The sequence below is a fragment of the Streptomyces sp. Tu 2975 genome (assembly GCF_009832925.1).
Taxonomy (GTDB): domain Bacteria; phylum Actinomycetota; class Actinomycetes; order Streptomycetales; family Streptomycetaceae; genus Streptomyces.
Genome location: NZ_CP047140.1, coordinates 668,256 through 691,036, shown reverse-complemented (window position 1 = coordinate 691,036; position 22,781 = coordinate 668,256). Strand labels below are relative to the sequence as shown.

Genomic DNA, 22,781 nt, shown 5'->3' with positions numbered 1-22,781 from the left:
TCGATCGAGAGCCGCTCGCATGATCGCATGAGCGAGCCGCCGGCCTGCCGGGGCGGTGGGGAAACGCCGCCGGCGACGCCGCCCCCGACGCCCGGCAACGCCTCGTCGCCCGATCCCCTCCGCGCCATCGAAATCCTCCGCACCAAGGCCTGCCCCAGATCCGCGCCGAACTGGTCAGCCGCTGAACGTCGTTGGCACCGGACCGGATATGCTCCGTCGACGCGCGAACGCCGCGACTACCACTGCGACAAGGGAGGTTGATGAATATGGCCCGCCAGACGCTTCATCAGCATGTCCTTGTCCGGGTCGCGCGAGGTCAGTAGTGACCCGGTCGTCCGAAACGACCAGGAGTGTCGCGTGTCTTCTTCTTTCTCGTTGACCGGTACGGATCTGACCACTGACCGCCTTGTCCTGCGGCCATGGTCCACCGACGAGATCATCGCCGTCCTCGGTGACGGTCGCATGGCGCACTGGGCGGAGGATTTCCCCGCCGAGGGCGACCGTGTCATCGCCGGCTTCATCGCCGGGCAGTCGGGCGAGCCGGGCGAGCACGGCCACCGGCTGATCGTCGAGCGGGAGAGCGGCCTGGTGGTCGGCTCGATCAGCTTGCTCTGGCCGCCGCATGACGGTGCCCTCGAAGTCGGATACGGCATCGTCGCTTCGCGACGTGGCCGCGGCTATGCAACCGAGGCCACCCGGGCCCTGGTGGAGTTCGCCCTGAGCTCGCCTGACGTCCACACGGTGTACGCCGATGCGGACGTCTCGAACCCGGCTTCTGTCCGGGTACTCGAGAAGGCCGGACTGCATCGCTGGAGCGAGGACGCCACTACGGCCCGCTTCCGCATCGCAGCGCCGGACCTGGCCCAGCGGTAGACCCAGGGGGATCGGCAGCGGAGCGATGCACCACTGCCGGTCCCCGTCACCGACTGGTGCGGACTCGTGGCAGACCCAGGCCCCTGACATGTTGCGCTGCTCCGCGAGTTTCTTCGCGGTCATGAACCGAGTTCAGCGTTGCTGCCCCTCTTCGCTGACACGGCTGTCAGTGCCGGAACGGTGCCGGTGTGGCGGCGTCGTCCCGCACGCGGGCCGGAGTGGTGCGCCGGGCCGGGCAGCAGTGCCCGGCCCGGTCGGGGCAATGTGCTGGTCAGGGCGTGAGGAGGGCCTTGATGGCGCGGCGCTCGTCCATCGCCTTGTACCCGTCGGCGACCTGCTCCAGGGGCAGGGTGAGGTCGAAGACCCTGCCCGGGTCGATACGGCCGCTCAGGACCCGGTCGATCAGGTCGGGCAGGTAGCGACGGACGGGGGCAGGACCACCGCGCAGGCCGACGTGGGAGTAGAACAGCTCCTCGCCGTCGACCGCCACGTCGTGGGGGACGCCGACGAAACCGACGTTGCCGCCGGGCCGGGCCGAACGCAGCGCCTGCTGCATGGCCTGGGCGGTGCCGACGCACTCCAGGACCGAGTCGGCGCCGATCCCGTCGGTGAGGTCCTTGATGCGGGCGACGCCTTCCTCGCCACGCTCGGTGACGATGTCGGTGGCGCCGTACTCCAGCGCGAGCTTCTGGCGCGGTTCATGGCGACTCATGGCGATGATCCGCTCCGCGCCCATCTCCTTGGCCGCGATCACCCCGCAAAGTCCGACCGCGCCGTCGCCGACCACCACGACGGTGGAACCGGGCTCGACCTCGGCGGCGTCGGCGGCCCACCAACCGGTGCCCATCACGTCGGAGACCGCCAGCAGCCCGGGCCACAGCTCCTCGGGCGGCTGCTCGTCGGTGGCGACCAGCGTGCCTTGCGCGTTGGGGATGCGGATGTGGTCGGCCTGGCAGGTGCCCATGAATTCGCGGTGCAGACAGTTCGACTGGAAGCCGCCCAGGCAGTTGGCGCAGGTGTTGTCCGAGGTGGCGAAGGAGCCTACGACGAACTGACCCGGCCGGACCGAGTTGACCTCGCTGCCGACCTCCTCGACGAAGCCGACGTACTCGTGTCCCATCGGGTGCGGGGCGCCGATCGGCTCGAGACCTCGATAGGGCCACAGGTCCGAGCCGCATACGCAGGTAACGGCCGTGCGGATGATCGCGTCGGTCGGTTTGAGGATCTTCGGGTCGTCGAGGGTCTCGAAGCGGACATCGCCGGGGGCGTGGATCACTGCTCCGCGCATGAGGATTCCTAACGTGCTGAGGCGTCCGGTACGCGGCGGTACCGACAGTCGCCAAGTGCAGTTGTCTGCCCCGGACCGGGGAGTCCGCCCACGTGCCCGGGACCGGGCACCCCTGTTGCCTGCCACGTCGGCGGCAGGGCGGGAGTGCCACGTCATCCAGGTAACCGGGTGTCCGCCCGGGCAGCGAGTCACCAGCAAGGGATGTACTGGCAGTACACCCCTACCGCGCGGTTCGGGACGTACGGTCGAGGATGTGGACAATCGTCAAGAGGTCCGCGAGTTCCTCACCTCGCGGCGAGCAAAGATCACCCCGGAACGGGCCGGGCTGCCCTCCGGCACCCGGCGCCGGGTGCCGGGACTGCGCAGGAGCGAGGTTGCGGCCCTGGCCGACGTCAGCGTCGAGTACTACGCGAAACTCGAACGCGGCAACCTCGCCGGCGTCTCCCCGGCCGTTCTCGAGGCCGTCGCCCGCGCGCTCCAGCTCGACGACGCCGAGCGCGCTCATCTGCTTCACCTGGCTCAGGCCGCCGACGGCTCCGACGCCCTCACCCGGCCCCGTCGCCGACGCGCCACAGGCCGGTGGACGCCGCACCGCAGCCTGCAGTGGACCCTGGACGCGATCACCGCCGGCCCCGCGTTCGTCCGTAACGGCCGCATGGACCTGCTCGCGGCCAACGCACTGGCCCGTGCTTTCTACTGCGACGTCTACAACGGGAGCCGGCCGCCGAACCTCGCCCACTTCCACTTCCTGGACCCCGCATCCCGGCGCTTCTACCCGGACTGGGACCTCGTCGCCGACGTCAGCGTGGCCATTCTGCGCACCGAGGCCGGCCGCAACCCGCACGACAAGGACCTGCACGATCTCGTCGGTGAGCTGTCCACACGCAGCGAGGAGTTCCGCACCCGCTGGGGCGCCCACAACGTCCGCCACCACGGCACCGGAGTCAAGCGGTGGCACCACCCGATCGTCGGCGAGCTCACCCTCGCTTTCGAGGGACTGGAGATGGCCGCCGAACCGGGCCTCACCCTCACGATCTACACGGCCGACCCCGGATCGCCCTCCGAAGAGGGCCTACGGCTGCTCGCCTCGTGGGCCGCTACGCAGGATGCCGACACCGATGCGGAACCGACCACGGCAGGCTGATCAGGACCGACGCGGAACCAGCCGCCCGGCCCGGCGGCCCGCACGCCCCGGAGGCCGGGGTGGGTTGCTCGACCTCGCACCGTCCACTTCGGCCCTACTGCGTCGCCCACAGGCGCGCCGCGTGCCGCACCCGCACGTCACACGCCCTTCGGAACCAGGTCCCGGCCGCGGCGGGTCGTCTTCGATCAGGCGGTCGAGTCGGGCATGATCTCCCGAACCTCTTGCGCACAGCGGCACGCGGCAGCGATTTTGGCAGCCCACTTCAGCGCATCCTCACGTGAGGGCACATCGATGATCGAGAACCCGCCGAGGACCGCCTTGGTCTCCGGGTACGGGCCGTCGGTGACGGTACCGTCGGTGGCCACGACGCTCGCCCGCTGCCTTTCCAGCCCACCACCGAAGACCCACACAGCGGCGTCCTGAGCCTCCCGCACCACCTTGTGCGAGGCCTCGGCCACCTCGGCCAACTCCTCCTCGGGGAAGGTCATCGCACCGTCATCGAAAGAGATCAGGTACCGCGTCATGCATGGCTCCCTTGACCGTTGGCCTCTTACGGCCGCCTCTCACCATACGACGAACGCCTTCCTCCAGGACCGAACTCCTTCGACTCCCGACAGGCCCAGGGCGATGAGTCCCGCCGTCGTGGCCGGTCCACCTACCCGACACGCGATCGACGCAGCGAGGAGCGCATCATGACCGCTACCTACACCTTCGACGTCTTTTCCAGCCTCGACGGTTTCGGCGCCGCCGGCGGCGACTGGACCGGCTACTGGGGCAAGCAAGGCCCCGAGCTCCTCGACCACCGCCTCGCCCAGTACGGCGACGACCAGCGGATGGTCCTCGGGGCCAACACGTACCGGGCGTTCGCACAGATGCTCGCCTCGAGCACCGAGGAGTCCGAGGTGCGTGACCCATGGGTCACCCGGATGAGGAGCCTGCCGGCAACGGTGGTCTCGACCACACTCGAAGGACCCCTCGACTGGCCGAACGCGACCCTCGTGAGCGGCGATGCCGTCGACGTCGTCGCGCGGCTCAAGGAGGAGTCCGTGGTGCCGTTGCGTTCGCACGGCAGCCTGTCGATGAACCGGGCGCTGATGGCCGCCGGTCTGGTCGACCGCGTCCAGGTGACCCTCTTCCCCGTGATCACCGGTCGGACCGGACTGGACCCGATCTTCCAGGGTGCGGCCGACTTCGACCTCGAACTCATCGAGAACCGAACGCTCGACGGCAACATCCAAGAGCTCATCTACCGGCCCACCCTGCACGCCTGAGACCCGCGCCCCCTGCACGCCTGAGACCCGCGCCCCTGCATGTCTGAGGCCTGTTCCCGAACGGCGGAGGCGCTGCGCGGGGGCCGACCGACCACTTGCTTACCGAAGGGACACGGACACCATGCCTGCTCTTCCCGCCGCGACTGATCAGGCTGTCGCCCTGCTGCGTGAGTTCGGCGCCGAGGACATCGCGCACCCCGGCGGCACTCTCCTCACCCACCTCCGGCGCGTACAGGAGCGGCTCGCGACGTGGAAGGCCCGCCCGGCGCTCCAACTGCGCGGGCCTGTGTCACGCGTTCTACGGCACGGACGGTTTTCCCGCAGCTCTGCTGCCACCGGACCGGCGTGACGACCTTGCGGCGATCATCGGCGACGAGGCCGAGGCGATCGTGTACCTGTACGCCTCATGCGACCGGAAGGCCACCTACCCGGCTCTCCACCAGGCCGGTGCCGCCTTCCACGACAGGTTCACGGGCCGCTCCTGCATTCCCGGAGAACAGTTGCGCCGGGACTTCGCCGAACTGTCGGCCGCCAACGAACTCGACCTCGCCCACATCGACCCCGACTTCCGCGACACATGGGGCCCTGAGTTGCTCACCTTGTTCACCCGCCTGCGGGACTTGCTGAGTGCTGACGCCTGGTGCGAGTGCCGCACGGTACTCGCCGCACCTGCGCACCTGCCTCCCAGCTGAGGAATTCCGACGGACCGTCCGGTCGTCGTCCCCCGGGTCCGCACGACGGCTCATCCGGCTGTACGCAGAATCGCGGACCTTCACCAACCGCTCGGAGGGAGACAGCACCAGCACGCAGTGCCCGTCCAGCGGGTGCCGGTCCAGCTCGGTGCGAGCGAACCGTGGTGAACCCCGCCCCTTCCTCCGCGGCCGGCCGTCGGCCGGTCAGGCCGTCCCGGCGATCATCCGTAGGTCGTCCGGGGTACGTAAGGGAAGCGTGGGAGGGGTGGTCGGGCAGGTGGACGGTGATCTGCGGCATGCAGCGGTCGTGGCGCTCGGTGAGCTCGGACGGAGCGACGACTGGGCCGGTCAGCTGCACGAGATGCTGGCCGGGATCGATCCCGTTCTGCGTCGCGTCTAGGTTCCGCCCGCACCGGTGTGTTCGGTGTCTTGCTCATCGAGGCGGTCGACGAGGATCATCGCCACATCGTCCGTCAGGTTGCCCCCGGTGTGGCGGATCAGTGCCTGGTGGAGTTCGTCCAGGAACTCCGCCGGGGTGGTCCGTGCGGGTATCTCCACCATGGCCTGAGCCAGGGCGAAGAACTCGTTGTCGCGGTTGCGGGCCTCGATCACGCCGTCGGTGTACAGGAGCAGGCGGTCACCGGGTGAAAGCGGATAGCTCTCAGGCTTGACGGGAGGGCCGCTGAAGAGTTCCTCCAGGCCGAGAGGCGGCAGGGGAGAGGCGGGCATCAGGGTTTCGACCCTGCCCTGGTGCAGCATCAGCGGAGGCGGATGACCGCGGTTGACCAGGTGCACCACGTGTTCGTCCGGCACCTGGGCGAGGATCGCGGTGGTGAATCCCTCCATCAGGGCCTCCTGGTCGAAGGCGCCCGGCACGGCGGCCTCCCGTAGGAGAGCAGCCGTGCAGCGGTGCATGACCTCCACCAGGTCGGCCTCGTAGTGCGCGAACTCTCGGAACGCGCCCAGCGCCACCGCCACCGCGTGCACGGCGCCGAGCCCCTTGCCTCGGACGTCGCCCACCATGAGCCGCACGCCGTAGGGCGTCCTGGCGGCCGCGTACAGGTCACCGCCGATCTGTGCGCCCGTCCCGGCGGCGAGGCCGAGGCTGGCCGCCCGCACCTGGCCCAGGTGCTCGGGGACAGGCCTCAGGATGACCTTCTGGGCTGCCACGGCGATCCGGCGCACCTGATCGAGCTCCCTCTGCCTGCGTGTCCGGACGGCGCCGCTCGTGATGAATCCGGCCGTGGTCACCATGACCAGAGCCATGAAGTTGGTGTAGACCTGCAGGGTCCCCCAGGCCTGGTTGTAGGTAGCGGTGGTCACGCTGATCGCCAACGCGAGAGCCGCCGCGGAAAGGGTGCCTTTGGGGCCCATGGTCACCGCGGCCAGCGCGGGCGTCGCGACGAGAAAGGGGCCCGTATAAACGAAGTGCGCAGGCGTGAGCTCGATGACCAGCACGGCGAGCGCGAGCGCGAACGGCACACACCGCGCCAGCGTCAAGAGAATCCGGCTGTGACCGCCCGCCCCTGGCCGAGAAGGTGAGCGCAGGAGCAACCCCATGTGTCCAGCCTCTCCTGTCAGGGTTGAACACTCCACTCGACGCCCTTGTGGGCCCATGCCGCGGCCGGCCTCCGGGCCTCGTCGGAGACCCGGAGAGCGGGCTGGGCAGCGGTCAGGGGCCGCGGGTGCCGCATCACGATCGGCGGTTCCGCGTGGTGTCAGGCGGCGCGGAGGACGCTCTCGCCGTGGGTCGTACTCTCGGCGGGCTGCTGCACGGCGGTGGCCACGTCCCCGAGGGCGTATTCGACGATGTTGCCCATGCCCACCGGACCGGCCGAAAGAGCCTGCCCCACCGGCGTCGCCGCACGAGAGCGGATGGCGGGCAGCGGCCCGTCTTGCAGCAGCACGACCGTCTCGAGGTCAGCCCGTTCCGCAGCGATCAAGTGCCGCACGAACCTGGTCGAGCCCCTCCACTCTCCAGTGGTCCCGTTCTGGCATCTGATCGTCTCGCCGCCAGCGCCAGGCCGAGAACATCGCCCAGTTCAGCGCGCGGCACCGGTGAATCAGGTCGTGGTCAGCCCCCGCACAGTGCTTTCCCACGTCATCGGGCGCATGGGCGAGGTCGAATTCGACCGGACCACGGCAGCACGTGGCGAGGTCTACGAAAAGCGGCCCTCTCCTCGTGTTGAGGAGGTTGCCCGGATGCGGCTCGCCGTGCAACAGCTGGTCGCCGGCCTTGTCGGTGCCGATCGCGGCGCTCGGACCACTGAGTGCGCCGCCGAGGAGTTCCCGATCAGGATCGGTCAGCTCGGGGGACTTCTGCCGGTCCTCCACCTCTCTCAGTGCCGCGGCGATTCGATCGGTGACATGCGGCGCGTCCAGATCGATCCGGCGGAGGGCGGCATGGTGCCGCATGAACACGTCTGCGTAGTCGGCCGGCGTGACCTCTGATCCGACGGGTTGGTAGTAGGTCCACAGTGAGATGGCGAACGCGTCACGCACATGGACGCGAGGCTCGACCCGAGGGTCGAGCTCAGCCACGGGAGCGTCGACGTCGGCGAGACGGAGAGCCACCTCCACTTCGAACTCGGAGTCGGTCAGATGCCCCAACGGTGCGACCCGAGCCAGAACCTCACAAGGGACCAGCCGCAGCGCGACGCGGTCCGAGTTGTGGACGACGACCACATCATCGACCTGAAGGCCCAGCTCCGAAGCGGTCGCCCGTCCTGCCTCCACCGCGCGGCGGAGTATCGATGGCTCCATACCGTCCTCCTCCACTGCCCAGTACACATACATGTCCAGGGACGGCGGCGACACCCCGCGATGCCTTCGCGCACATCGTCCGGCGGCCCCACCGGGACCCGGCGATCCGAGGGCGTCTTCGGAGCGGCGACGGCCCGTGGACCATGTCCATGGGGGGCGGCTCGTTGCGCGGCGGGTACCGCTGACCCCCGCGCCTGCACGCCGACCAGCTGTACGACGTTCCTCACCCGCGGAGGTCCAGGTCGGCGTGGAGCAGGTGGTGGTCCGAGTACGAGCTGGGACGAACACCGTGCTCGAGCGACGTGATGCCTCGCAGGAAGATGTAGTCGAACTTGCTCCGCCAGTCGGTGGTCGGCTCGCAGGCGCCGGCGGGCGAGGGACGACACTCGGGGTCCGTATCAGTGGCCAGTGTCCACATCTCGGTGAGCTCGGAAGCGGCCGGCACGGCGTTGAAGTCGCCGAGAACGATCGCGCGGTCGTGCCGGGTCACCTCCGCGGCGAGGACCTCGATCTGGTCTGCTCGGACCGCTTCCTGCCGTCGTTGGGCGAGATGTGTGTTGAAGAGCCGGGCCGGCCGGCCGCCCACCATGGTGGTGACGGCCATGTACCCGCGGTCCTCGGATCCTCCGTCGGGATATTGCACGCTGACTCGGTCCGTCATAGGTGCCGCCGAGAGCACCGCCTGGCCGTAGGCCCCTGGACTCCACGGTGGTCCACCGCAGCGGCCCCAATTCCGCAGAACCATCCCGTACTCGACGTGGTAGACCAGTCCGTAGCGGCTCTCCAGCTGATCCCGGATCTTCTCGACGTCACGCACGCACGCTTCTTGCAGCCCGACGATCTGGGGCGCGTATGTGGCGATCTCCGCTGCCCGGTCGACGTTGCTCGCCTTGCAGGGGTTGCAGATGTTCCAGGTCATGACCCGGTTCGGTACGACCTCCCTGACGGCTTCTACGGGCACTGACCTGGCGAAGAGGGCGCCGCTCGGTGCGCTGGGCCCGACGAGCACCATGCAGACCACGATCGCGGCACCCGCGAGCAACCGCGTGCCTCTTCCGAGCACCATCGCCTCCTCGAAGTGGCTGACCAGCCAACTGACGTCTTCATGCACGAGGTTATGTGACGCGGCCGCCCTCCCCTCCGACGGCGGCCCGGTCACAGCGGTCCGCGACGGCTTCGACGGCTGCGGCACAGCATCGTTGTGCAGCGCGAACGAAGACGGAGCGGAGAAGAAGGAATCGGTGAAAGGCAGCGCCCGATACACGTCGGCTCGATGCGAGGGGACGTGTCACCATCTCGTCGGCCGGAAGAAGCTGATGCCGACGGTGGGTGCCGAGGACCGGGCGGCATCAGCGAACCATTCCCGCCCAAGGAGCATCCCGAAGACGGGTGACGGCAGGCGAATCAGCGCGCGCATGACCGGCGCGAGCCGACCGGCACCGGTCACCTGCGAGCGATGGGCAGCGAGTGCTTGTTGTTTCTGACGCGCGAAGCGGCGTGCGTCGACTCTGTGCGTGATGGCCGACCGTGCGCTGTAGGCGGTGCGAGGAGCCACTCCCTCGTGACGCAGCGGGATCCTGAGCCAGTTCACCAGCCTGAGCACTCGGACAATGAGCTCGCGCGGAAGCGTGGCCTCAAGCAGCCGCTCGACTCCGGCGAGAGCGGCAGCGCGTCGTCCGACTTCGTGCACTTTCAGATGGTCCCGATGACCGTAACCGCCGTTGGCGTCGTAGCTGAGGAGTACATCTGCCGCCTCGTCCCTGAGGATCGCGGCCAGACGCTCGGCGGCTTCCTCGACATCGGCCCGTACGAAACGCACACGGTCCGGTGGATCGGGATGCAACTCTTTTCCGTTGCCGCTGTCCGCGTAGCCGAGATGAACCACGCGAGCTGCCCCCAGGACGGCGGCACTCGCACGCAGCTCACTCATGCGGGGCGACTCGTCCGCGGCCAAGGGACCCGTCAGGCCGTCCGTGGCGACGACGATCACTACTCGATGCCCCTCTGCGGCGGCGCGTGCAAGGGTGCCCCCGGTCATGAGCACCTCGTCGTCGGGGTGCGCATGGAATGCGAGAACGGTTGCCATGGGAATGCATCCTGCACCACGGGTCGTTCGGCACGGACCATCACCAGCAGCCGCTCTCGGGTTGCCGTTCCGCTCAGGTCACGTACCAGCCCCCCAGCCGGCCGGTCCGGCCGGGCACTCCGCGCACCGCTACCCGTCCGGTCTGAACATCCGTCTCCCAGGTGAGGAGATGCTCGGAGCTTCCCCATGCCCGGGCGGCCAGGGCGTTGACACGGGCTTCCACCACCCGTAAATGGCGTCCTATGCGCTGGATGGCCAGATTGGTGCCCCGCAGCCACACGACGGCGAGGACGAGAAAGAGACCCGCGACGTACAGGTTGGGGCCGCGGAAGGTGATGCTGTCGGACACCACCAGGAGAGCGGAGATGGCCCCGGCAAATCCGATCATCTGCATGCGGGCTGCGACCCGTTGGGTGACTTCCTCGCGCAGAGTCCGGTATTCCTCGAGCAGCACCATGACCTCCTGCTCGTACCGGTACTGGCAGGGGCGTTGGTCGGTGCCGGATGTATCTGTTCTGCCCTGTGATGTCATGCGTTCCCCCAAGAACTCGGCCCGGCCCATGGAGGCCTTCCATGGGGTGACGGTGGCGCGCCCGTCCGTGCCATGCCGGGTGGACCCATCCGCATGCAGACGGAGAGTCGTCCGGTCGGACGGTCATGACCGCGGCATGGCAGGCGACGGCCTCCAGCGATCGAGGAAGGCCCTGCCACCAGGGTGATGGTGCTCGTCATCGACCGGCAGAGCGTGGTGAGGGCGCACGGGTGTCCAGGGGAGCTCGTCAGCGTGCAGGCGAAGCGCGGCAGGCGCGGGAAGATCCCGCGACGACGTGCGACCGGCATTTCACCGGCTGCTGATCAAAGGTGGATGCCGGCCGTCCGCCGGCCGGCACCGGCCGATGTCCGACGGCGTCACCCGCGTTGCGCCTCGCGTTGCACCGTGAGGGCGCTGCCGTGGCACGTGTGCGGCCGCCTGCCGTACAGCAAAGTCACCAGCCCGGCCCCGGCGAGCCCGCCCAGCAACTGTGCTGCCACGAAGCCGGGCACCGAGCCCGGTGAGATCCCGGTGAAGGAGTCGGTCAGAGAGCGACCGACCGTCGCCGCAGGATTGGCGAACGATCCTGACGAGGTGCACCAGTTCGCCGCCCTGACTCCGGCGGCCCCGCCCCCGTTCCGGCGGCGTGTCCACCAGGCGCACAGGGTCACCACGGGGTTGAGATGCGCCCCGGAGACCGGGCCGAACAGCGCGATGAGCAGACCGAGTCCGACTGCGGAGGCGAGGGAGTTGACGAGGAGCCGGACTCCGGCGTCGTGACGGTCAGGCCGCGCTGCCCGCCTCCTGGGCCATCCGTTCCTTCATGTGCTCGAAGAACTCGTCGGGCCGCGTCACTCCGGCCGTCACCCTGGCGAACTCGTCCTGCGCCGCCCGACTCTGTGACGTGGCGATGAGCAACTGCTCCATCTCGGGAGGCGGCGGCTCCATCGAAGCGAACTCCGCCGTGAACTCGTACATGCTCATGACCTCCGCGTCCCGGGCCTCCTGGGTCGACCGCATGGCCTCCTCGAACGTCTGCCGTCCGGCGAAGGAGTCGTCGATAGCCCGGCTGCACCGCTCCGCGTCCCGGAAGGCGTCCTGGATGCCCTGGGCGGTGATCGGGTCCTTCAGGTATCCGGCGTCGCCGACCAGGATCCAGCCCGGGCCGTAGGGCCTGCGGAAGTAGTTGGGGATGGCCATGCCCACGAACCGGTCGGTCCGTTCGGCGGCCGCCACCCGCTCGGCGAGGGCCGGTGCCCGTGCCAGTGTGGCGTGGTAGTTCCCTTCGACGTCACCGCGGTTGGTCTCGAAATCCCGCATCGGCCAACCGCAGATGAGCAGCGTCAGACCGTCGTTGGTGGGCCACGCCGCGAACGCCCGGTCCCCTCGGTCGTACGCCTCGAACCTGCCGTGCAGCGGCAGCCCTGCCCAGTACGTGTAGTAGTACGCGTTGATCTTCGGCTTCTCCGCGTACTCTTCGGCGCCCACCGCCTTGGCGAGCGGCGAGTGGAGTCCGTCCGCGCCGACGACGACGCGGGCGTGGTCGGTGACCTGCCTCCCGTCCTTGCCGTGGCCCCTGATGCCCGTCACCCTGTCGCCGTCCGACAGGAACTCTCCGACGGTGAACCCCTCGCGTACCTCCGCGCCCGACTCGGCCGCGGCGTCGACGAGGATTTTGTCGAGGACGGTGCGGCGCGGTGCGTACGAGGCCTCGAACCCCATGCCGGCGGGCGACCCGGCGATGGCGAAGGGGCCGAGGTCGAAGACGTACGTGTCGATCGGCGGGCAGCCTGTCGCGACCACCCGGTCCAGCAGGCCCCAACGGTCCAGCGCGGCCACGCCGGGCGGATGGATCAGATGCGTGGAGATCGTGTCGCTGGGGAAGGTCGCCCGGTCGACCAGGAGCACCCGGTGCCCGAGACGGGCGAGCAGCATCGCGGTCGGCGCGCCTGCGCAGCGTGCCCCGACGACGATCACGTCGTAGTGATGGGTGTCCGTGCCTGCCGGGCCGACTGTGCTGGTCATGGTGTCACCTGCCGATCGGCGGACCCGCCTCCCGGAGCCCCGGTCCGGTCGGCCGGAGGGCGCCCCGCCTGCGCTGCGATGCGGTGTGCACTTCCACGCTAGTCCTCGCCCGTGGCGCGGGCCGCCCGAGGGCCGGCGGGGATGCGGCGGGCCGAGAGCGAGGCCGGGGTGAGTGAGCCGCGTCTCACCCGGGCGGTCGCCGCTTGCCTATGCAACAAGTTGCATAGCAGGATCGCTGTATGGCGCTCGAACACGCGATCCTCGTCTCCCTGCTGGAGAAACCGGGTTCCGGCTACGAGCTGGCCCGGCGGTTCGAGCGCTCCATCGGCTACTTCTGGACGGCCACCCACCAGCAGATCTACCGCGTCCTCAAGCGCATGGAGGCCGACGGCCGGCTCGACGTGCGGGAGGTGCCGCAGCAGGGCCGGCCGGACAAGAAGGAGTACTCGGTCTCGGCGCACGGTCTCGCCGTCCTGGGGGAGTGGCTCCACGAGCCGATCCAACCGGAAAGCGTCCGGCACGAGCTCGCCGTGAAGATCCGTGGCGCGGCTTTCGACGACCCGCGCGCCCTGATCGGCGAGGTCGAACGACACCAGCGGATGCACAGGGACCAGCTCGACCACTACCTCGCGGGCGAGCGGCGGGACTTCGGCGGGAGCGACCCCCGCACGACCGGGGACGGGCCCCCGATGCCGGGCGGGAGTTGCAGCACGCGGTCCTCCGCGGCGGCATCGCGTACGAGCGGATGATGATCGCCTGGCTCGACGACGTACTCGCCACCCTTCATCGCATCGGCCCCGGCCGGTGACACGCTGACACGCTGCCGCGCCGCAAGCCGTCCTCCGCAGTCACGCCTCGGCACGGTCCCGGCCGAGCCGGACCGCGCCTCCTGACTCCTACGACCTCGAGCCGAAAGGCAACCTCATGGCTGACCCGCTGCTGTTCAATCCCCACACCTACGACCCGGCGCACTTCGACCCGGAGACCCGCAGGCTGCTGCGTGCCACCGTCGACTGGTTCGAGGCCCGCGGAAAGCGCCAGCTGATCGAGGACTACCGCACCCGCGCCTGGCTCGGGGACTTCCTCCGATTCGCTTCCGCGGAAGGCCTGTTCGCCACCTTCCTCACCCCCGCCTCCGAGGCCGGCGCCCAGCAGGACAAGCGCTGGGACACTGCGCGGATCGCCGCCCTCAACGAGATCTTCGGCTTCTACGGGCTCGACTACTGGTACGCCTGGCAGGTAACCGTCCTCGGACTCGGACCGGTCTGGCAGAGCGACAACGCCGCGGCCCGGGCCCGCGCCGCCGAACTGCTCGACCAGGGCGAGGTGTTCGCATTCGGACTGTCCGAGAAGGCCCACGGCGCCGACATCTACTCCACCGACATGCTGTTGGAGCCCGACGGCGAGGGCGGCTTCCGGGCCCGCGGCTCCAAGTACTACATCGGCAACGGCAACGCCGCCGGACTGGTCTCCGTCTTCGGCCGCCGCACCGACGTCGAGGGGCCTGACGGCTATGTCTTCTTCGCCGCGGACAGCCGTCACCCGGCCTACCACGTGGTGCAGAACGTGGTCGATTCCTCGAAGTACGTCAGCGAGTTCCGGCTGGAGGACTACCCCGTCGGCCCCGAGGACGTGCTGCACACCGGCCGTGCCGCCTTCGACGCCGCGCTCAACACCGTCAACGTCGGCAAGTTCAACCTCTGCACCGCTTCCATCGGCATCTGCGAGCACGCGATGTACGAGGCGGTCACCCACGCCCAGAACCGGATCCTGTACGGCCGCCCCGTCACCGCCTTCCCGCACGTGCGCCGCGAGCTCGCCGACGCGTATGTCCGCCTGGTCGGGATGAAACTGTTCAGCGACCGCGCCGTCGACTACTTCCGCTCCGCGGGGCCCGACGACCGTCGTTACCTGCTCTTCAACCCGATGACGAAGATGAAGGTGACCACAGAGGGCGAGAAGGTCATCGACCTGCTCTGGGACGTCATCGCCGCCAAGGGCTTCGAGAAGGACACCTACTTCGCCCAGGCCGCCGTCGAGATCCGGGGCCTGCCGAAGCTCGAGGGAACGGTCCACGTCAACCTCGCGCTGATCCTCAAGTTCATGCGCAACCATCTGCTGAACCCGGCCGAGTACGCGCCCGTACCCACGCGTCTCGACGCGGCCGACGACGACTTCCTCTTCCGGCAGGGACCCGCCCGTGGCCTCGGCTCCGTCCGCTTCCATGACTGGCGTCCCGCGTTCGAAGCCTATGCCCACCTGCCCAACGTCGCCCGCTTCCGGGAGCAGGCGGAAGCCCTGTGCGAGTTCGTCGCCACCGCCGCGCCCGACGAGGAGCAGAGCCGTGACCTCGACCTGCTGCTCGCAGTGGGGCAACTCTTCGCGCTGGTCGTGCACGGTCAGCTGATCCTCGAGCAGGCGGGGATGACGAGCCCGGACGAAGACGTGCTCGACGAACTGTTCGCCGTCCTGGTCCGCGACTTCTCCGCGCACGCCGTGGAGCTGCACGGCAAGGACTCCGCCACGGCAAAGCAGCAGCGCTGGGCCCTGGACGCCGTCCGGCGCTCCGTCGTCGACGAGGCCCGGTCGGCACGGGTCTGGAAGCGCGTCGAAGGCCTGGCCGGGGCCTACGAGATGACGCCGTGAGCGACGCGTGATCGGGTGACGGGCGGTGCGGGCGCGGCCGGGCGCCGCCCGCACCGTGATCGTCGTCCGAGCCCGAGCAGCCGAACCGGTGCGACCGGGCAGGCTCGCGCCGCAGCGACGGCTCGATCAAGCAGTGCCGATGTCTGTTGCAACGGGCACGGTCGTGCCGAAAGGGTGCCCCGCATCTGTGCGTCGCACGGCATTGGCGTGTGCGCAGGAGCCGTTGCGGCGTGTCCTGGAGATCACGGGAGTGGATCAGGTTCTTCGGGTCCATGACACCGTCGCCGATGCCGAGGCGGTCTTCAGCGTCTGACCCCGCGACGGCGACGTCCATGGGCGCCCTGACCAAGCTGGAAGCCGGATCGGAAGCTGTCAACACCGATGCGGTGCACGTCCCAACCGGGCCGGGCTGACCAGCACGGGCAACTGCTTCTCCGCTGAGGATCAGCACCCGCCTGGGTGCGCGCGTAGATCAACGCGTGACGAGGTACACGCTGGGGACCGAGGGCGGCCCCGCTGGACGGCGGGACGGCGACGGTGTGCGCGGACGAGCACGGGCCCGCCGCGAGCCGGTCGGACTGAGCCGCACGACCCGAACTGGCACTACTGCCACCGCGGCGCCACCTCGCCTGACCGGCGGGCTCCCCGTGGTGCCACCGAGTTCGACCCGGCGTCGCCCTAGCCCATTGTGAGGCGCCACGACCCTGGGTCAGACCTCGAAGGTTGCGACGGCTTCCATGCCGACGTGACGGAGGATGCGCTGTCGCCCCGCCGAGCACCGCCACCGTCGCGATGAACAGCGTCTGCTTCTTCTCGGCTGTCCGATCGCGACGCCGTCCCCCGTCGCGGGTACGTTGAGGACCGGCAACGCCGTGAGCGGTTCGACGCGGCCTGGCCCTGGCCGTGCTTGTCGTGCGGCACGGATGTCGAGACCGCACGGGCGCGGACGGCTACCAGCCGGAGCGGGGCGGGCTGTGCCCCGGTGCGAGCACGCGCGCCGCGGCCTCGAACGCGAACGACGCACCGTGGAGGATTCGAGGTCGGCAGGCGGCGTCATAGCCCGCTTGCGTGCCCGTGCCGCCGAACGGTGGACGGCAGTGGAACGCCGACCCTGTGGGTGGCTGCCCGTGTCTGTGAGAGGGCAGGTTGCCTGTGTGGGGGCGCCGATCGTTGGAGTACTGGTCATTGAAGTTGGGCGGCTGGCGGTGCGGGTGCGCGGCTGGGACGAGATTCTGGAGACCCGACTGTCTTCGAAGCGGCGCACTCGATGACCCGACGCGGGGTCGGTGATCCGCGCTGGGCGCAGTGGTGTCGGTACAGCGGTTACCCGGTCGGTCTCGGCGCTACCGGGCGACAATTGCGCTGACGGTCTTGCCGCCGGACGGCCGGCGGGTCACCGAGGTGGTGTGGGCGAGGCGGTTGACCATGGGCCAGCCGAAGCCTCCGGTGCCGCCGTTCAGGTCGGGGGTGCGTATGCGTGGCACGCGCGGGCTGCGGTCGTGCACGGCCACCTCGATGCTGTCCGGGTGTGCGGTCAGGTCCAGGGTGCAGGCGCCGCCGCCGTGGCGCAGGGCATTGGTGACGAGCTCCGAGACCACCAGGATCACGGTGTCGGCGGCTTCGGATGCGATCGGATGGACGAGTCCTTCGAGGAAGTCCCGGGCGCTCTCGCGTGCCCCGGCAACGGAGGTCTCGGAGCGGGCGGTTGCGACAGTGACGCTCATCGTGTCCATCAGGCCACCCTGGTCTCTGCATCGTCCTGCCCGGCCCTCTCTGCCGCTTGTGCCCGGCCTGCGACTCGTCAACCCCTCCAAGTCTCCGTTCGAGACCGATTACCTCATGGTCGAACACGCGAAAATCTATGTTGGCTGGAGTAGACATTGGGTGGTGGTCTGGTTATGGTCTCTCTCGTAGCCCAGGAAGACAGCAGGGTCTGGCAGAGATGAACTGCCGGGCAAGCAGTACCAACAGTGGGACTCGCAGGTGCAGTTGGCAGGGCGGTGCGGTGGCGGAGCTTCGAAGCCAGGGTTGTGCAGGACGGCGACGGGACTGGCGACCGGACCGGGTGGCCCGCAGTGATCAGGGGCCGCCGTGAGCAGTACCGCTGTTGGCGCAGTATCAGTAAGCGCAGTTCGCAGAACCCAGCAGTGAAGTCAGTGAGCAGCACCCCGGTGAAGGCGTCGGCTGCGGACGCGCGCATCGGGAAGTTCGGCAGTGGGGTTCTGAGCCAGAGCAGACGCAGGATGGGCGACGGGGCTGGCTGCCGAAGGTGGCGCTTTCGCAGGCCACTGAGCAGTTCGCAGTACCAGCAGTACGCAGTTGATCGCCGAGGAAGAACGGAGGAACCCCCGCCATCAGGATCGCCCGGACGGAAGTCTTGCATCCGGGTACCGCAGGACATCGATAGTGAGGTGGTCTCCGGTCACGCATCCGCGATCCCCGCAACCCCGACAGCACGTCCGTCGGGTCGGCGGAAACAGAAGGCCGGCGCAGGTCCAGGGCCGGCAGATGGTGTAGCAGTTCCTTCGGGGCCCTGGTGCCGTACGGCACCAGGGCCCCTCCAGCGTGTTTCACAGAGAGGTGCAATGACAGCAGACGACTCGTTCGGCCGTATCGATGACGACGACTACCCCGCCTACACGATGGGCCGCGCCGCCGAAATGCTCGGCACCACCCAGGGCTTCCTCCGCGCGATCGGCCAAGCCCGCCTGATCACACCGCTGCGCTCCGCGGGCGGACACCGCCGCTACTCCCGCTACCAGCTACGCATCGCGGCCCGTGCCCGGGAACTCGTCGACCAGGGCACCCCGATCGATGCCGCCTGCCGCATCATCATCCTCGAGGACCAGCTTGAGGAAGCCCGGCGCATCAATGCCGAACACCACCGCACGGCCGAATCGGCGACCCCCACGGCCGCGGCCTGAGTCAGTGGGCGTCCGCCGGACACCGGCTGGCCCTCGCACGCAAGTCGAGTATGGGACGAGGCGTTTCCGGTGATGACGACATGTGCGTACATGTTGCGTCCCGGCTGGCTGTCGTGGTTCGGAAGTTCCCTTGCCCACGCCTTCGGCGTGGGCAATTTTGCTGTGCTCTGCCGCAGGAACCAGGGCGATCACCTCCGCCTTCCACATGGCATGGGAGGCGTTCATCGGCTGGAAGGCATGAGACATGGCTACAGGAACTGTGACTCAACGAACTCGCCGCCCGCCCGCCCCGCGGCCTGAACCGGCCCAGCCCCGCCCCCACCGGCTACCCGTGCTGAAATGCCGCCCCCTGACCTCCCAGGAGGCCGTCCGGCGGCGGCACCGTGACGACCGGGTGGGGGGAGGTGTTACTGGGCGGTGTAGCCGCCGTCGACGGGCAGGGCGACGCCCGTGACGTAGCTGGATCCGGGGCTGCACAGCCACAGAACGGCCTGGGCGATCTCCTCGGCGGTACCGAGGCGGTTGATGGCTTGGCCGGCTTCGGCCTGGGTACGGTCGAGTTCTCCGCCTTCGACCATGGCGTCGACCATGGGGGTGGCGATGGTGCCTGGACACACGGCGTTGACGCGCACGCCGCGGGCACCGTATTCGAGGGCGGCACTCTTGGTCAGGCCGATCACGCCGTGCTTGGTGGCGTGGTAGGCAGCGCGGCCGGGGTTGCCGACGAGGCCGCCGAGGGAAGAGCAGTTGACGATCACGCCGCTGCCCTGGTCGCGCATGTGGCGCAGTTCGTGCTTCATGCTCGCCCAGATGCCGCGCAGGTTGATGCCCTGGACGCGGTCGAACTGCTGCGCGCTCTCGTCGGCGGCGTCGGTGGGCGGGGGCATGATGCCGGCGTTGTTGTAGGCCATGTCGAGCCGTCCGAAGGTCTCCACCGTGCGGTCGACGGCGGCGGCGACCTGGTCCTCGTCGGACACGTCGCAGACCAGGGCGAGCGCCCGGTGACCGGCGTCGGTGAGCTCCTTCACGGCAGCGTTGACAGCGTCCTCGTCGATGTCGGCGAGGCCGACGGCGGCGCCTGCTTCGGCGAAAGCACGGGCGGCGGCCAGGCCCATGCCGGAAGAGGCGCCGGTGACGAAGGCGACCTGGCCGGTGAAGTCGTAGGTGGGGTTCATGCCGTTGTTGTCCCGTCGCGAAGTGGGGGTGCTGGGCCTGGGAGTCAGGGGGCGGCTTCGATGGTGATGCGCGTCGCCCGGCCGAGATGGTCGGCGCCTACGTCGAGGTGGCCGAGGATGAGCAGGTCGGCGGAAGCGGCAGGCCCGTCCTGGTAGAAGAGCGCCAAGTTGCCCCAGGGGGCGTAGTAGGCGATGTCTCCGACCTTGGCCGCGGCCGGTTCGGGGGCGCCGGAGGTGTCCAGCTTGCGCGGCAGGTCGGCGACCCGCTCGATGCCGTGGAAGTCCGTGAGGTCCAGGGTGAGGGGGAGTAGCTCGGCGAGGTCGCGGGCGGCGGGGCTGTCGTTCAGGGTTGCCTCGACCGGGCGGCCGTCGAGGGTGACGCGGATGTCCATGGCGGTGCTCCTGCCAGAGGGCGACGACGGGGAGGCTGGGGCGCGAGACAGCGCGGTGGGCGTTGCGGTCTCCTGCCGCCCGGCAGGTTCCGAGGCGGACGCGGTGGAGGCGGTCGGCGCCGCTTGCTGCGGGTCGCTGGAGCAAGCGGTGACGGCGAGCAGCAGAGCGGCTGCGGAAGCGATACGGACCGAACCTCGAAGGACTGTGGAGCGCACGGAAGGGACCTCCAGGGCCGTCGTGCGGGCAGGGACGCGCGGTCAGACGGCCGGGGCAGCGGCGTACTCGGCATCGGTGACGGGGGCCAGCCAGTGCACGACGGCGTGGTCGGCGTCGCCCTCGTTGATGGCCAGGTGGGCCATCAGACGGTTCGGGGCGGCGCCGTGCCAGTGCTCCTCGTCGGCCTCGAACAGGACGCGGTCACCGGGCCGGATGACCTCCCGGGGGCCGCCGCGGCGTTGGCACAGGCCGACGCCGTCGGTGACGAAGACGGTCTGGCCCAAGGGGTGACGGTGCCAGTGGGTGCGAGCGGCGGGCATGAAGTGCACCAGGTTCGCGGTGACCCGGGACGGTGCCGGTGCGGCGGCGACGGCGTCGACGTAGACGTCGCCGGTGAACCAGTCGGCTGGCCCCTTGACGGTGTCGATCGAGCTGCGGGTGATCTGCACGGCTACTCCTGTGCGGTTGACGGGGCGGTGTCAGGGGGTGAGGAGAGCCTTGATGGCACGGCGCTCGTCCATGGCCTTGTAGCCCTCGGCAACTTGGTTCAGGGGCAGGGTGAGGTCGAAGACCTTGCCCGGGTCGATCCGGCGGGTGAGAACGCGGTCGATGAGGTCGGGCAGGTAGCGGCGTACAGGGGCGGGGCCGCCGCGCAGCCCGACGTGGGAGAAGAACAGCTCCTGCCCGTCGATCGCGACCTCGTGCGGGACCCCGACGAAGCCGACGCTGCCGCCGGGCCGGGCCGAGTGCAGCGCCTGGCTCATTGCCTCGGCGGTGCCGACGCACTCCAGCACGCTGTTCGCGCCGATCCCGCCGGTCATCTCCTTGATCCGCTCGACACCCTCCTCGCCGCGCTCGGTGACGATGTCGCTCGCGCCGAACTCGCGGGCCAGCTTCTGCCTCGGCGGCATCCGCGGCCCACCAGCCGGTACCCATGACGTCGACGACGCACTGGCCCGGCTTCACCGAGGTGACGGCGGAGCCGACCTCCTCCACGAAACCGACGTACTCGTGGCCCATCGGGTGCGGGTCGCCGATCGGCTCCGCGCCGCGGTAAGGCCACAGGTCCGAGCCGCACACAGGTCACGGCCGTCCGGATGACCGCATCGGTGGGCTTGAGGATCTTCGGGTCTTCCACGGTCTCGAACCGGACGTCACCGGGGGCGTGGATCACTGCGCCGCGCATGGGGGATTCCTTTACGTTGCCGAGGTGTACAGCCGCCGGAAAACCGAGGCCGTCGCCGAGTGCAGGGCCAGGTGCGCGCCCGCCGTGACGGGGCGGGCGCAAAGCACCACGTCATCCAGGTAACCCGCTCCCGGCTCCCGTAGCGAGACACCATCAAGGGGTGTACTGCCAGTACATCCCTATGGCCGCTCACGGGACGTACCGTCGAAGGCGTGGACAACCAGGCAGCAGTCCGCGAGTTCCTGACCTCGCGACGCGCGAAGATCACCCCCGAGCAGGCGGGCCTGCCCGCCGGCAGCCGCCGGCGCGTGCCCGGCCTGCGCCGCAGCGAGGTCGCCGCGCTCGCCGACGTGAGCGTGGAGTACTACGCCAAGCTGGAGCGCGGCAACCTCGCCGGCGTCTCCCCGGCCGTACTGGAGGCCGTCGCCCGCGCTCTGCAGCTCGACGACGCCGAACGCGCCCATCTGCTGAACCTGGCCCAGGCCGCCGACGGCTCCTATGCCCTCACCCGGCCCCACCGCCGTGCCCCCCGGCGGTGGAAGCCGCACCCGAGCCTGCAGTGGACTCTGGACGCGGTCACCGAGGGACCGGCGTTCGTCCGCAACGGCCGCATGGACCTCCTGGCCGTCAACCGGCTCGCCGGCGCCTTGTACGCCGACGTGTACGCCGACCCCCACAACCAGGAGAACCTCGCCCGCTTCACCTTCCTCAGCCCCGACGCCCGCCGCTTCTACCCCGACTGGGACCAGGCCGCCGACATCACCGTCGCCATCCTGCGCACCGAAGCCGGCCGCAACCCCGACGACAAGGACCTCCACGACCTCGTCGGCGAACTCTCCACCCGCAGCGACGCCTTCCGCACCCGCTGGGGCGCCCACGACGTCCGCCACCACGGCACCGGCTTCAGGCGCTACCACCACGCAGCTGTCGGCGAACTCACCCTCGCCTACGAAGGCATGGGGATGGCCGCCGAAGCTGGCCTCACCCTCACCGTCTACACCGCAGAACCCGCTTCCCCCTCCGAACAGAGCCTGCGCCTGCTCGCCTCCTGGGCCGCCACGCCCCAGAGCCCTGAACCCGCACCACACACCAGCGACTGAGGACTCCCCGCCTGAAGGAGGCCGGATTCATCACGCCGATTCTGTCGTCGAACGATCGTTTGACGACAGGCACTCGGTGCGTCCGATGAACCCTTGCGATCCGGGGTTCGGGGGTCACCCTCGACATGCCTGGCAAGGTCGCCGACTTCCTCCGCGCAGCCGACCTGGAGCCCGCCGAGCGCGCCGCCCTCGACCAGGGGGGCGACCGTACGGCGCGGCCAGGGCTACACCCTGCGCGTCAGCACCGTCTCCGCCGTGCACCGCGGACTCCTCGCCCGCTGCCAACTGCTCGACGGCCGCCAGGGCACCCCCGTGGTCCCAGCCCAGCGCAAGGCCCGCCGCGAGTACGAGAACCGAGTCAGCGCACTCACGCCCTGACCATGATCGTTCTCAGCGCCAACCGCTGTATCGATGTTCCCCGAGGCCGGATTCGGCTGCTGCCCGTACGAATTCCGTGGTGTAGACAC

The 22,781-nt window shown here is 69.4% G+C and carries 21 protein-coding genes and 4 pseudogenes; 10 read left to right on the top strand and 15 right to left on the bottom strand.

The window, feature by feature from the left end; genetic code table 11:
- Positions 1-357: 357 nt before the first annotated feature.
- A complete protein-coding gene (locus GLX30_RS02940) occupies positions 358-873 on the top strand; it encodes a GNAT family N-acetyltransferase (protein ID WP_244257974.1) in 516 nt (171 codons plus the stop codon).
- A gap of 271 nt (positions 874-1,144) precedes the next feature.
- Here the strand turns inward: GLX30_RS02940 and GLX30_RS02935 are convergent, their stop codons facing one another.
- The gene (locus GLX30_RS02935) at positions 1,145-2,161 is read right to left on the bottom strand and encodes a zinc-dependent alcohol dehydrogenase family protein (RefSeq protein ID WP_159683155.1); all 1,017 of its coding nucleotides are present in this window, start codon (positions 2,159-2,161) and stop codon (positions 1,145-1,147) included.
- 253 nt (positions 2,162-2,414) lie between these two features.
- On the opposite strand from GLX30_RS02935, the gene GLX30_RS02930 reads away from it, so the two are divergent.
- Positions 2,415-3,305 carry a helix-turn-helix transcriptional regulator gene (locus GLX30_RS02930; RefSeq protein WP_159683152.1) on the top strand — a complete coding sequence of 297 codons (891 nt, stop codon included), beginning with the start codon at positions 2,415-2,417 and terminating at the stop codon, positions 3,303-3,305.
- Between the two features lie 185 nt (positions 3,306-3,490).
- On the opposite strand, the gene GLX30_RS02925 is transcribed toward GLX30_RS02930, so the two are convergent.
- On the bottom strand, positions 3,491-3,829 hold the full coding sequence (locus tag GLX30_RS02925) for a YciI family protein (protein WP_159683149.1): 339 nt from the start codon (positions 3,827-3,829) through the stop codon (positions 3,491-3,493).
- Between the two features lie 168 nt (positions 3,830-3,997).
- On the opposite strand from GLX30_RS02925, the gene GLX30_RS02920 reads away from it, so the two are divergent.
- The 3 genes and pseudogenes from GLX30_RS02920 (at position 3,998) to GLX30_RS35815 (ending at position 5,668) form a co-directional block, all read left to right on the top strand.
- Positions 3,998-4,576 carry a dihydrofolate reductase family protein gene (locus GLX30_RS02920; RefSeq protein WP_159683147.1) on the top strand — a complete coding sequence of 193 codons (579 nt, stop codon included), beginning with the start codon at positions 3,998-4,000 and terminating at the stop codon, positions 4,574-4,576.
- A 121-nt stretch (positions 4,577-4,697) separates the two neighbouring features.
- Positions 4,698-5,268 (top strand): annotated as a pseudogene (locus GLX30_RS02915) (DUF6817 domain-containing protein).
- Between the two features lie 265 nt (positions 5,269-5,533).
- Positions 5,534-5,668 carry a hypothetical protein gene (locus tag GLX30_RS35815; protein WP_279632545.1) on the top strand — a complete coding sequence of 45 codons (135 nt, stop codon included), beginning with the start codon at positions 5,534-5,536 and terminating at the stop codon, positions 5,666-5,668.
- Here the strand turns inward: GLX30_RS35815 and GLX30_RS02910 are convergent.
- From GLX30_RS02910 to GLX30_RS02875, 8 genes and pseudogenes are all read right to left on the bottom strand, one after another.
- The gene (locus GLX30_RS02910; RefSeq protein ID WP_244257973.1) at positions 5,665-6,750 is read right to left on the bottom strand and encodes a PP2C family protein-serine/threonine phosphatase; all 1,086 of its coding nucleotides are present in this window, start codon (positions 6,748-6,750) and stop codon (positions 5,665-5,667) included. The two genes, GLX30_RS35815 and GLX30_RS02910, sit on opposite strands and share 4 nt — an antisense overlap.
- 236 nt (positions 6,751-6,986) lie before the next feature.
- A complete protein-coding gene (locus GLX30_RS02905; protein WP_159683143.1) occupies positions 6,987-7,175 on the bottom strand; it encodes a hypothetical protein in 189 nt (62 codons plus the stop codon).
- 13 nt (positions 7,176-7,188) lie between these two features.
- The gene (locus GLX30_RS02900) at positions 7,189-8,031 is read right to left on the bottom strand and encodes a phosphotransferase (protein WP_159683141.1); all 843 of its coding nucleotides are present in this window, start codon (positions 8,029-8,031) and stop codon (positions 7,189-7,191) included.
- A gap of 223 nt (positions 8,032-8,254) precedes the next feature.
- Positions 8,255-9,097, bottom strand: coding sequence for an endonuclease/exonuclease/phosphatase family protein (locus tag GLX30_RS02895; RefSeq protein WP_159694825.1), 843 nt, complete (start codon positions 9,095-9,097; stop codon positions 8,255-8,257).
- 222 nt (positions 9,098-9,319) lie between these two features.
- Complete coding sequence (locus GLX30_RS02890) at positions 9,320-10,117, bottom strand: PIG-L family deacetylase (protein WP_159683138.1); 798 nt, start codon at positions 10,115-10,117, stop codon at positions 9,320-9,322.
- Between the two features lie 73 nt (positions 10,118-10,190).
- The gene (locus GLX30_RS02885; RefSeq protein ID WP_159683135.1) at positions 10,191-10,649 is read right to left on the bottom strand and encodes a hypothetical protein; all 459 of its coding nucleotides are present in this window, start codon (positions 10,647-10,649) and stop codon (positions 10,191-10,193) included.
- A gap of 377 nt (positions 10,650-11,026) precedes the next feature.
- Positions 11,027-11,404: pseudogene (locus GLX30_RS02880) on the bottom strand (aquaporin); the annotation flags it as partial.
- Between the two features lie 28 nt (positions 11,405-11,432).
- Positions 11,433-12,674, bottom strand: coding sequence for an NAD(P)/FAD-dependent oxidoreductase (locus tag GLX30_RS02875; protein WP_159683133.1), 1,242 nt, complete (start codon positions 12,672-12,674; stop codon positions 11,433-11,435).
- A 239-nt stretch (positions 12,675-12,913) separates the two neighbouring features.
- Here GLX30_RS02875 and GLX30_RS02870 point away from each other — a divergent pair.
- Together GLX30_RS02870 and GLX30_RS02865 are read left to right on the top strand one after the other, a co-directional pair.
- Positions 12,914-13,482: pseudogene (locus tag GLX30_RS02870) on the top strand (PadR family transcriptional regulator).
- A gap of 116 nt (positions 13,483-13,598) precedes the next feature.
- Positions 13,599-15,320, top strand: a complete 1,722-nt coding sequence (locus GLX30_RS02865; protein WP_159683130.1) for an acyl-CoA dehydrogenase family protein — start codon at positions 13,599-13,601, stop codon at positions 15,318-15,320.
- 1,343 nt (positions 15,321-16,663) lie between these two features.
- Here the strand turns inward: GLX30_RS02865 and GLX30_RS02860 are convergent.
- On the bottom strand, positions 16,664-17,053 hold the full coding sequence (locus GLX30_RS02860; protein ID WP_159683129.1) for an ATP-binding protein: 390 nt from the start codon (positions 17,051-17,053) through the stop codon (positions 16,664-16,666).
- Between the two features lie 852 nt (positions 17,054-17,905).
- Between GLX30_RS02860 and GLX30_RS02855 the strand changes: the two genes are divergently transcribed.
- Positions 17,906-18,244: a MerR family transcriptional regulator gene (locus tag GLX30_RS02855; RefSeq protein WP_159683126.1), complete on the top strand. Its 339-nt coding sequence runs from the start codon at positions 17,906-17,908 to the stop codon at positions 18,242-18,244.
- Between the two features lie 407 nt (positions 18,245-18,651).
- Here GLX30_RS02855 and GLX30_RS02850 read toward each other — a convergent pair whose 3' ends face one another.
- From GLX30_RS02850 to GLX30_RS02835, 4 genes and pseudogenes are all read right to left on the bottom strand, one after another.
- Positions 18,652-19,419, bottom strand: coding sequence for a glucose 1-dehydrogenase (locus GLX30_RS02850; protein ID WP_159683124.1), 768 nt, complete (start codon positions 19,417-19,419; stop codon positions 18,652-18,654).
- 44 nt (positions 19,420-19,463) lie between these two features.
- Positions 19,464-19,862 (bottom strand): cyclophilin-like fold protein, encoded by a 399-nt coding sequence (locus GLX30_RS02845; RefSeq protein WP_244258410.1) that lies wholly within the window; start codon positions 19,860-19,862, stop codon positions 19,464-19,466.
- Between the two features lie 207 nt (positions 19,863-20,069).
- Positions 20,070-20,477, bottom strand: coding sequence for a cupin domain-containing protein (locus GLX30_RS02840; RefSeq protein ID WP_159683118.1), 408 nt, complete (start codon positions 20,475-20,477; stop codon positions 20,070-20,072).
- Between the two features lie 30 nt (positions 20,478-20,507).
- A pseudogene (locus tag GLX30_RS02835) lies at positions 20,508-21,214 on the bottom strand (zinc-binding dehydrogenase).
- A gap of 212 nt (positions 21,215-21,426) precedes the next feature.
- Between GLX30_RS02835 and GLX30_RS02830 the strand changes: the two are divergent.
- Both GLX30_RS02830 and GLX30_RS35810 read left to right on the top strand, forming a co-directional pair.
- On the top strand, positions 21,427-22,314 hold the full coding sequence (locus GLX30_RS02830; protein ID WP_159683116.1) for a helix-turn-helix transcriptional regulator: 888 nt from the start codon (positions 21,427-21,429) through the stop codon (positions 22,312-22,314).
- Between the two features lie 255 nt (positions 22,315-22,569).
- Positions 22,570-22,692: a hypothetical protein gene (locus tag GLX30_RS35810; protein WP_279632544.1), complete on the top strand. Its 123-nt coding sequence runs from the start codon at positions 22,570-22,572 to the stop codon at positions 22,690-22,692.
- Positions 22,693-22,781: the final 89 nt, after the last annotated feature.

Bases quoted from the DNA above. Each gene is read 5' to 3' on its own strand.
- GLX30_RS02895 (WP_159694825.1), bottom strand. From the start codon at position 9,097: ATGGTGCTCGGAAGAGGCACGCGGTTGCTCGCGGGTGCCGCGATCGTG.
- GLX30_RS02860 (WP_159683129.1), bottom strand. From the start codon at position 17,053: ATGGACACGATGAGCGTCACTGTCGCAACCGCCCGCTCCGAGACCTCC.
- GLX30_RS02935 (WP_159683155.1), bottom strand. From the start codon at position 2,161: ATGCGCGGAGCAGTGATCCACGCCCCCGGCGATGTCCGCTTCGAGACC.
- GLX30_RS02865 (WP_159683130.1), top strand. From the start codon at position 13,599: ATGGCTGACCCGCTGCTGTTCAATCCCCACACCTACGACCCGGCGCAC.
- GLX30_RS02875 (WP_159683133.1), bottom strand. From the start codon at position 12,674: ATGACCAGCACAGTCGGCCCGGCAGGCACGGACACCCATCACTACGAC.
- GLX30_RS02885 (WP_159683135.1), bottom strand. From the start codon at position 10,649: ATGACATCACAGGGCAGAACAGATACATCCGGCACCGACCAACGCCCC.
- GLX30_RS02850 (WP_159683124.1), bottom strand. From the start codon at position 19,419: ATGAACCCCACCTACGACTTCACCGGCCAGGTCGCCTTCGTCACCGGC.
- GLX30_RS02925 (WP_159683149.1), bottom strand. From the start codon at position 3,829: ATGACGCGGTACCTGATCTCTTTCGATGACGGTGCGATGACCTTCCCC.
- GLX30_RS02900 (WP_159683141.1), bottom strand. From the start codon at position 8,031: ATGGAGCCATCGATACTCCGCCGCGCGGTGGAGGCAGGACGGGCGACC.
- GLX30_RS02890 (WP_159683138.1), bottom strand. From the start codon at position 10,117: ATGGCAACCGTTCTCGCATTCCATGCGCACCCCGACGACGAGGTGCTC.
- GLX30_RS02855 (WP_159683126.1), top strand. From the start codon at position 17,906: ATGACAGCAGACGACTCGTTCGGCCGTATCGATGACGACGACTACCCC.
- GLX30_RS02920 (WP_159683147.1), top strand. From the start codon at position 3,998: ATGACCGCTACCTACACCTTCGACGTCTTTTCCAGCCTCGACGGTTTC.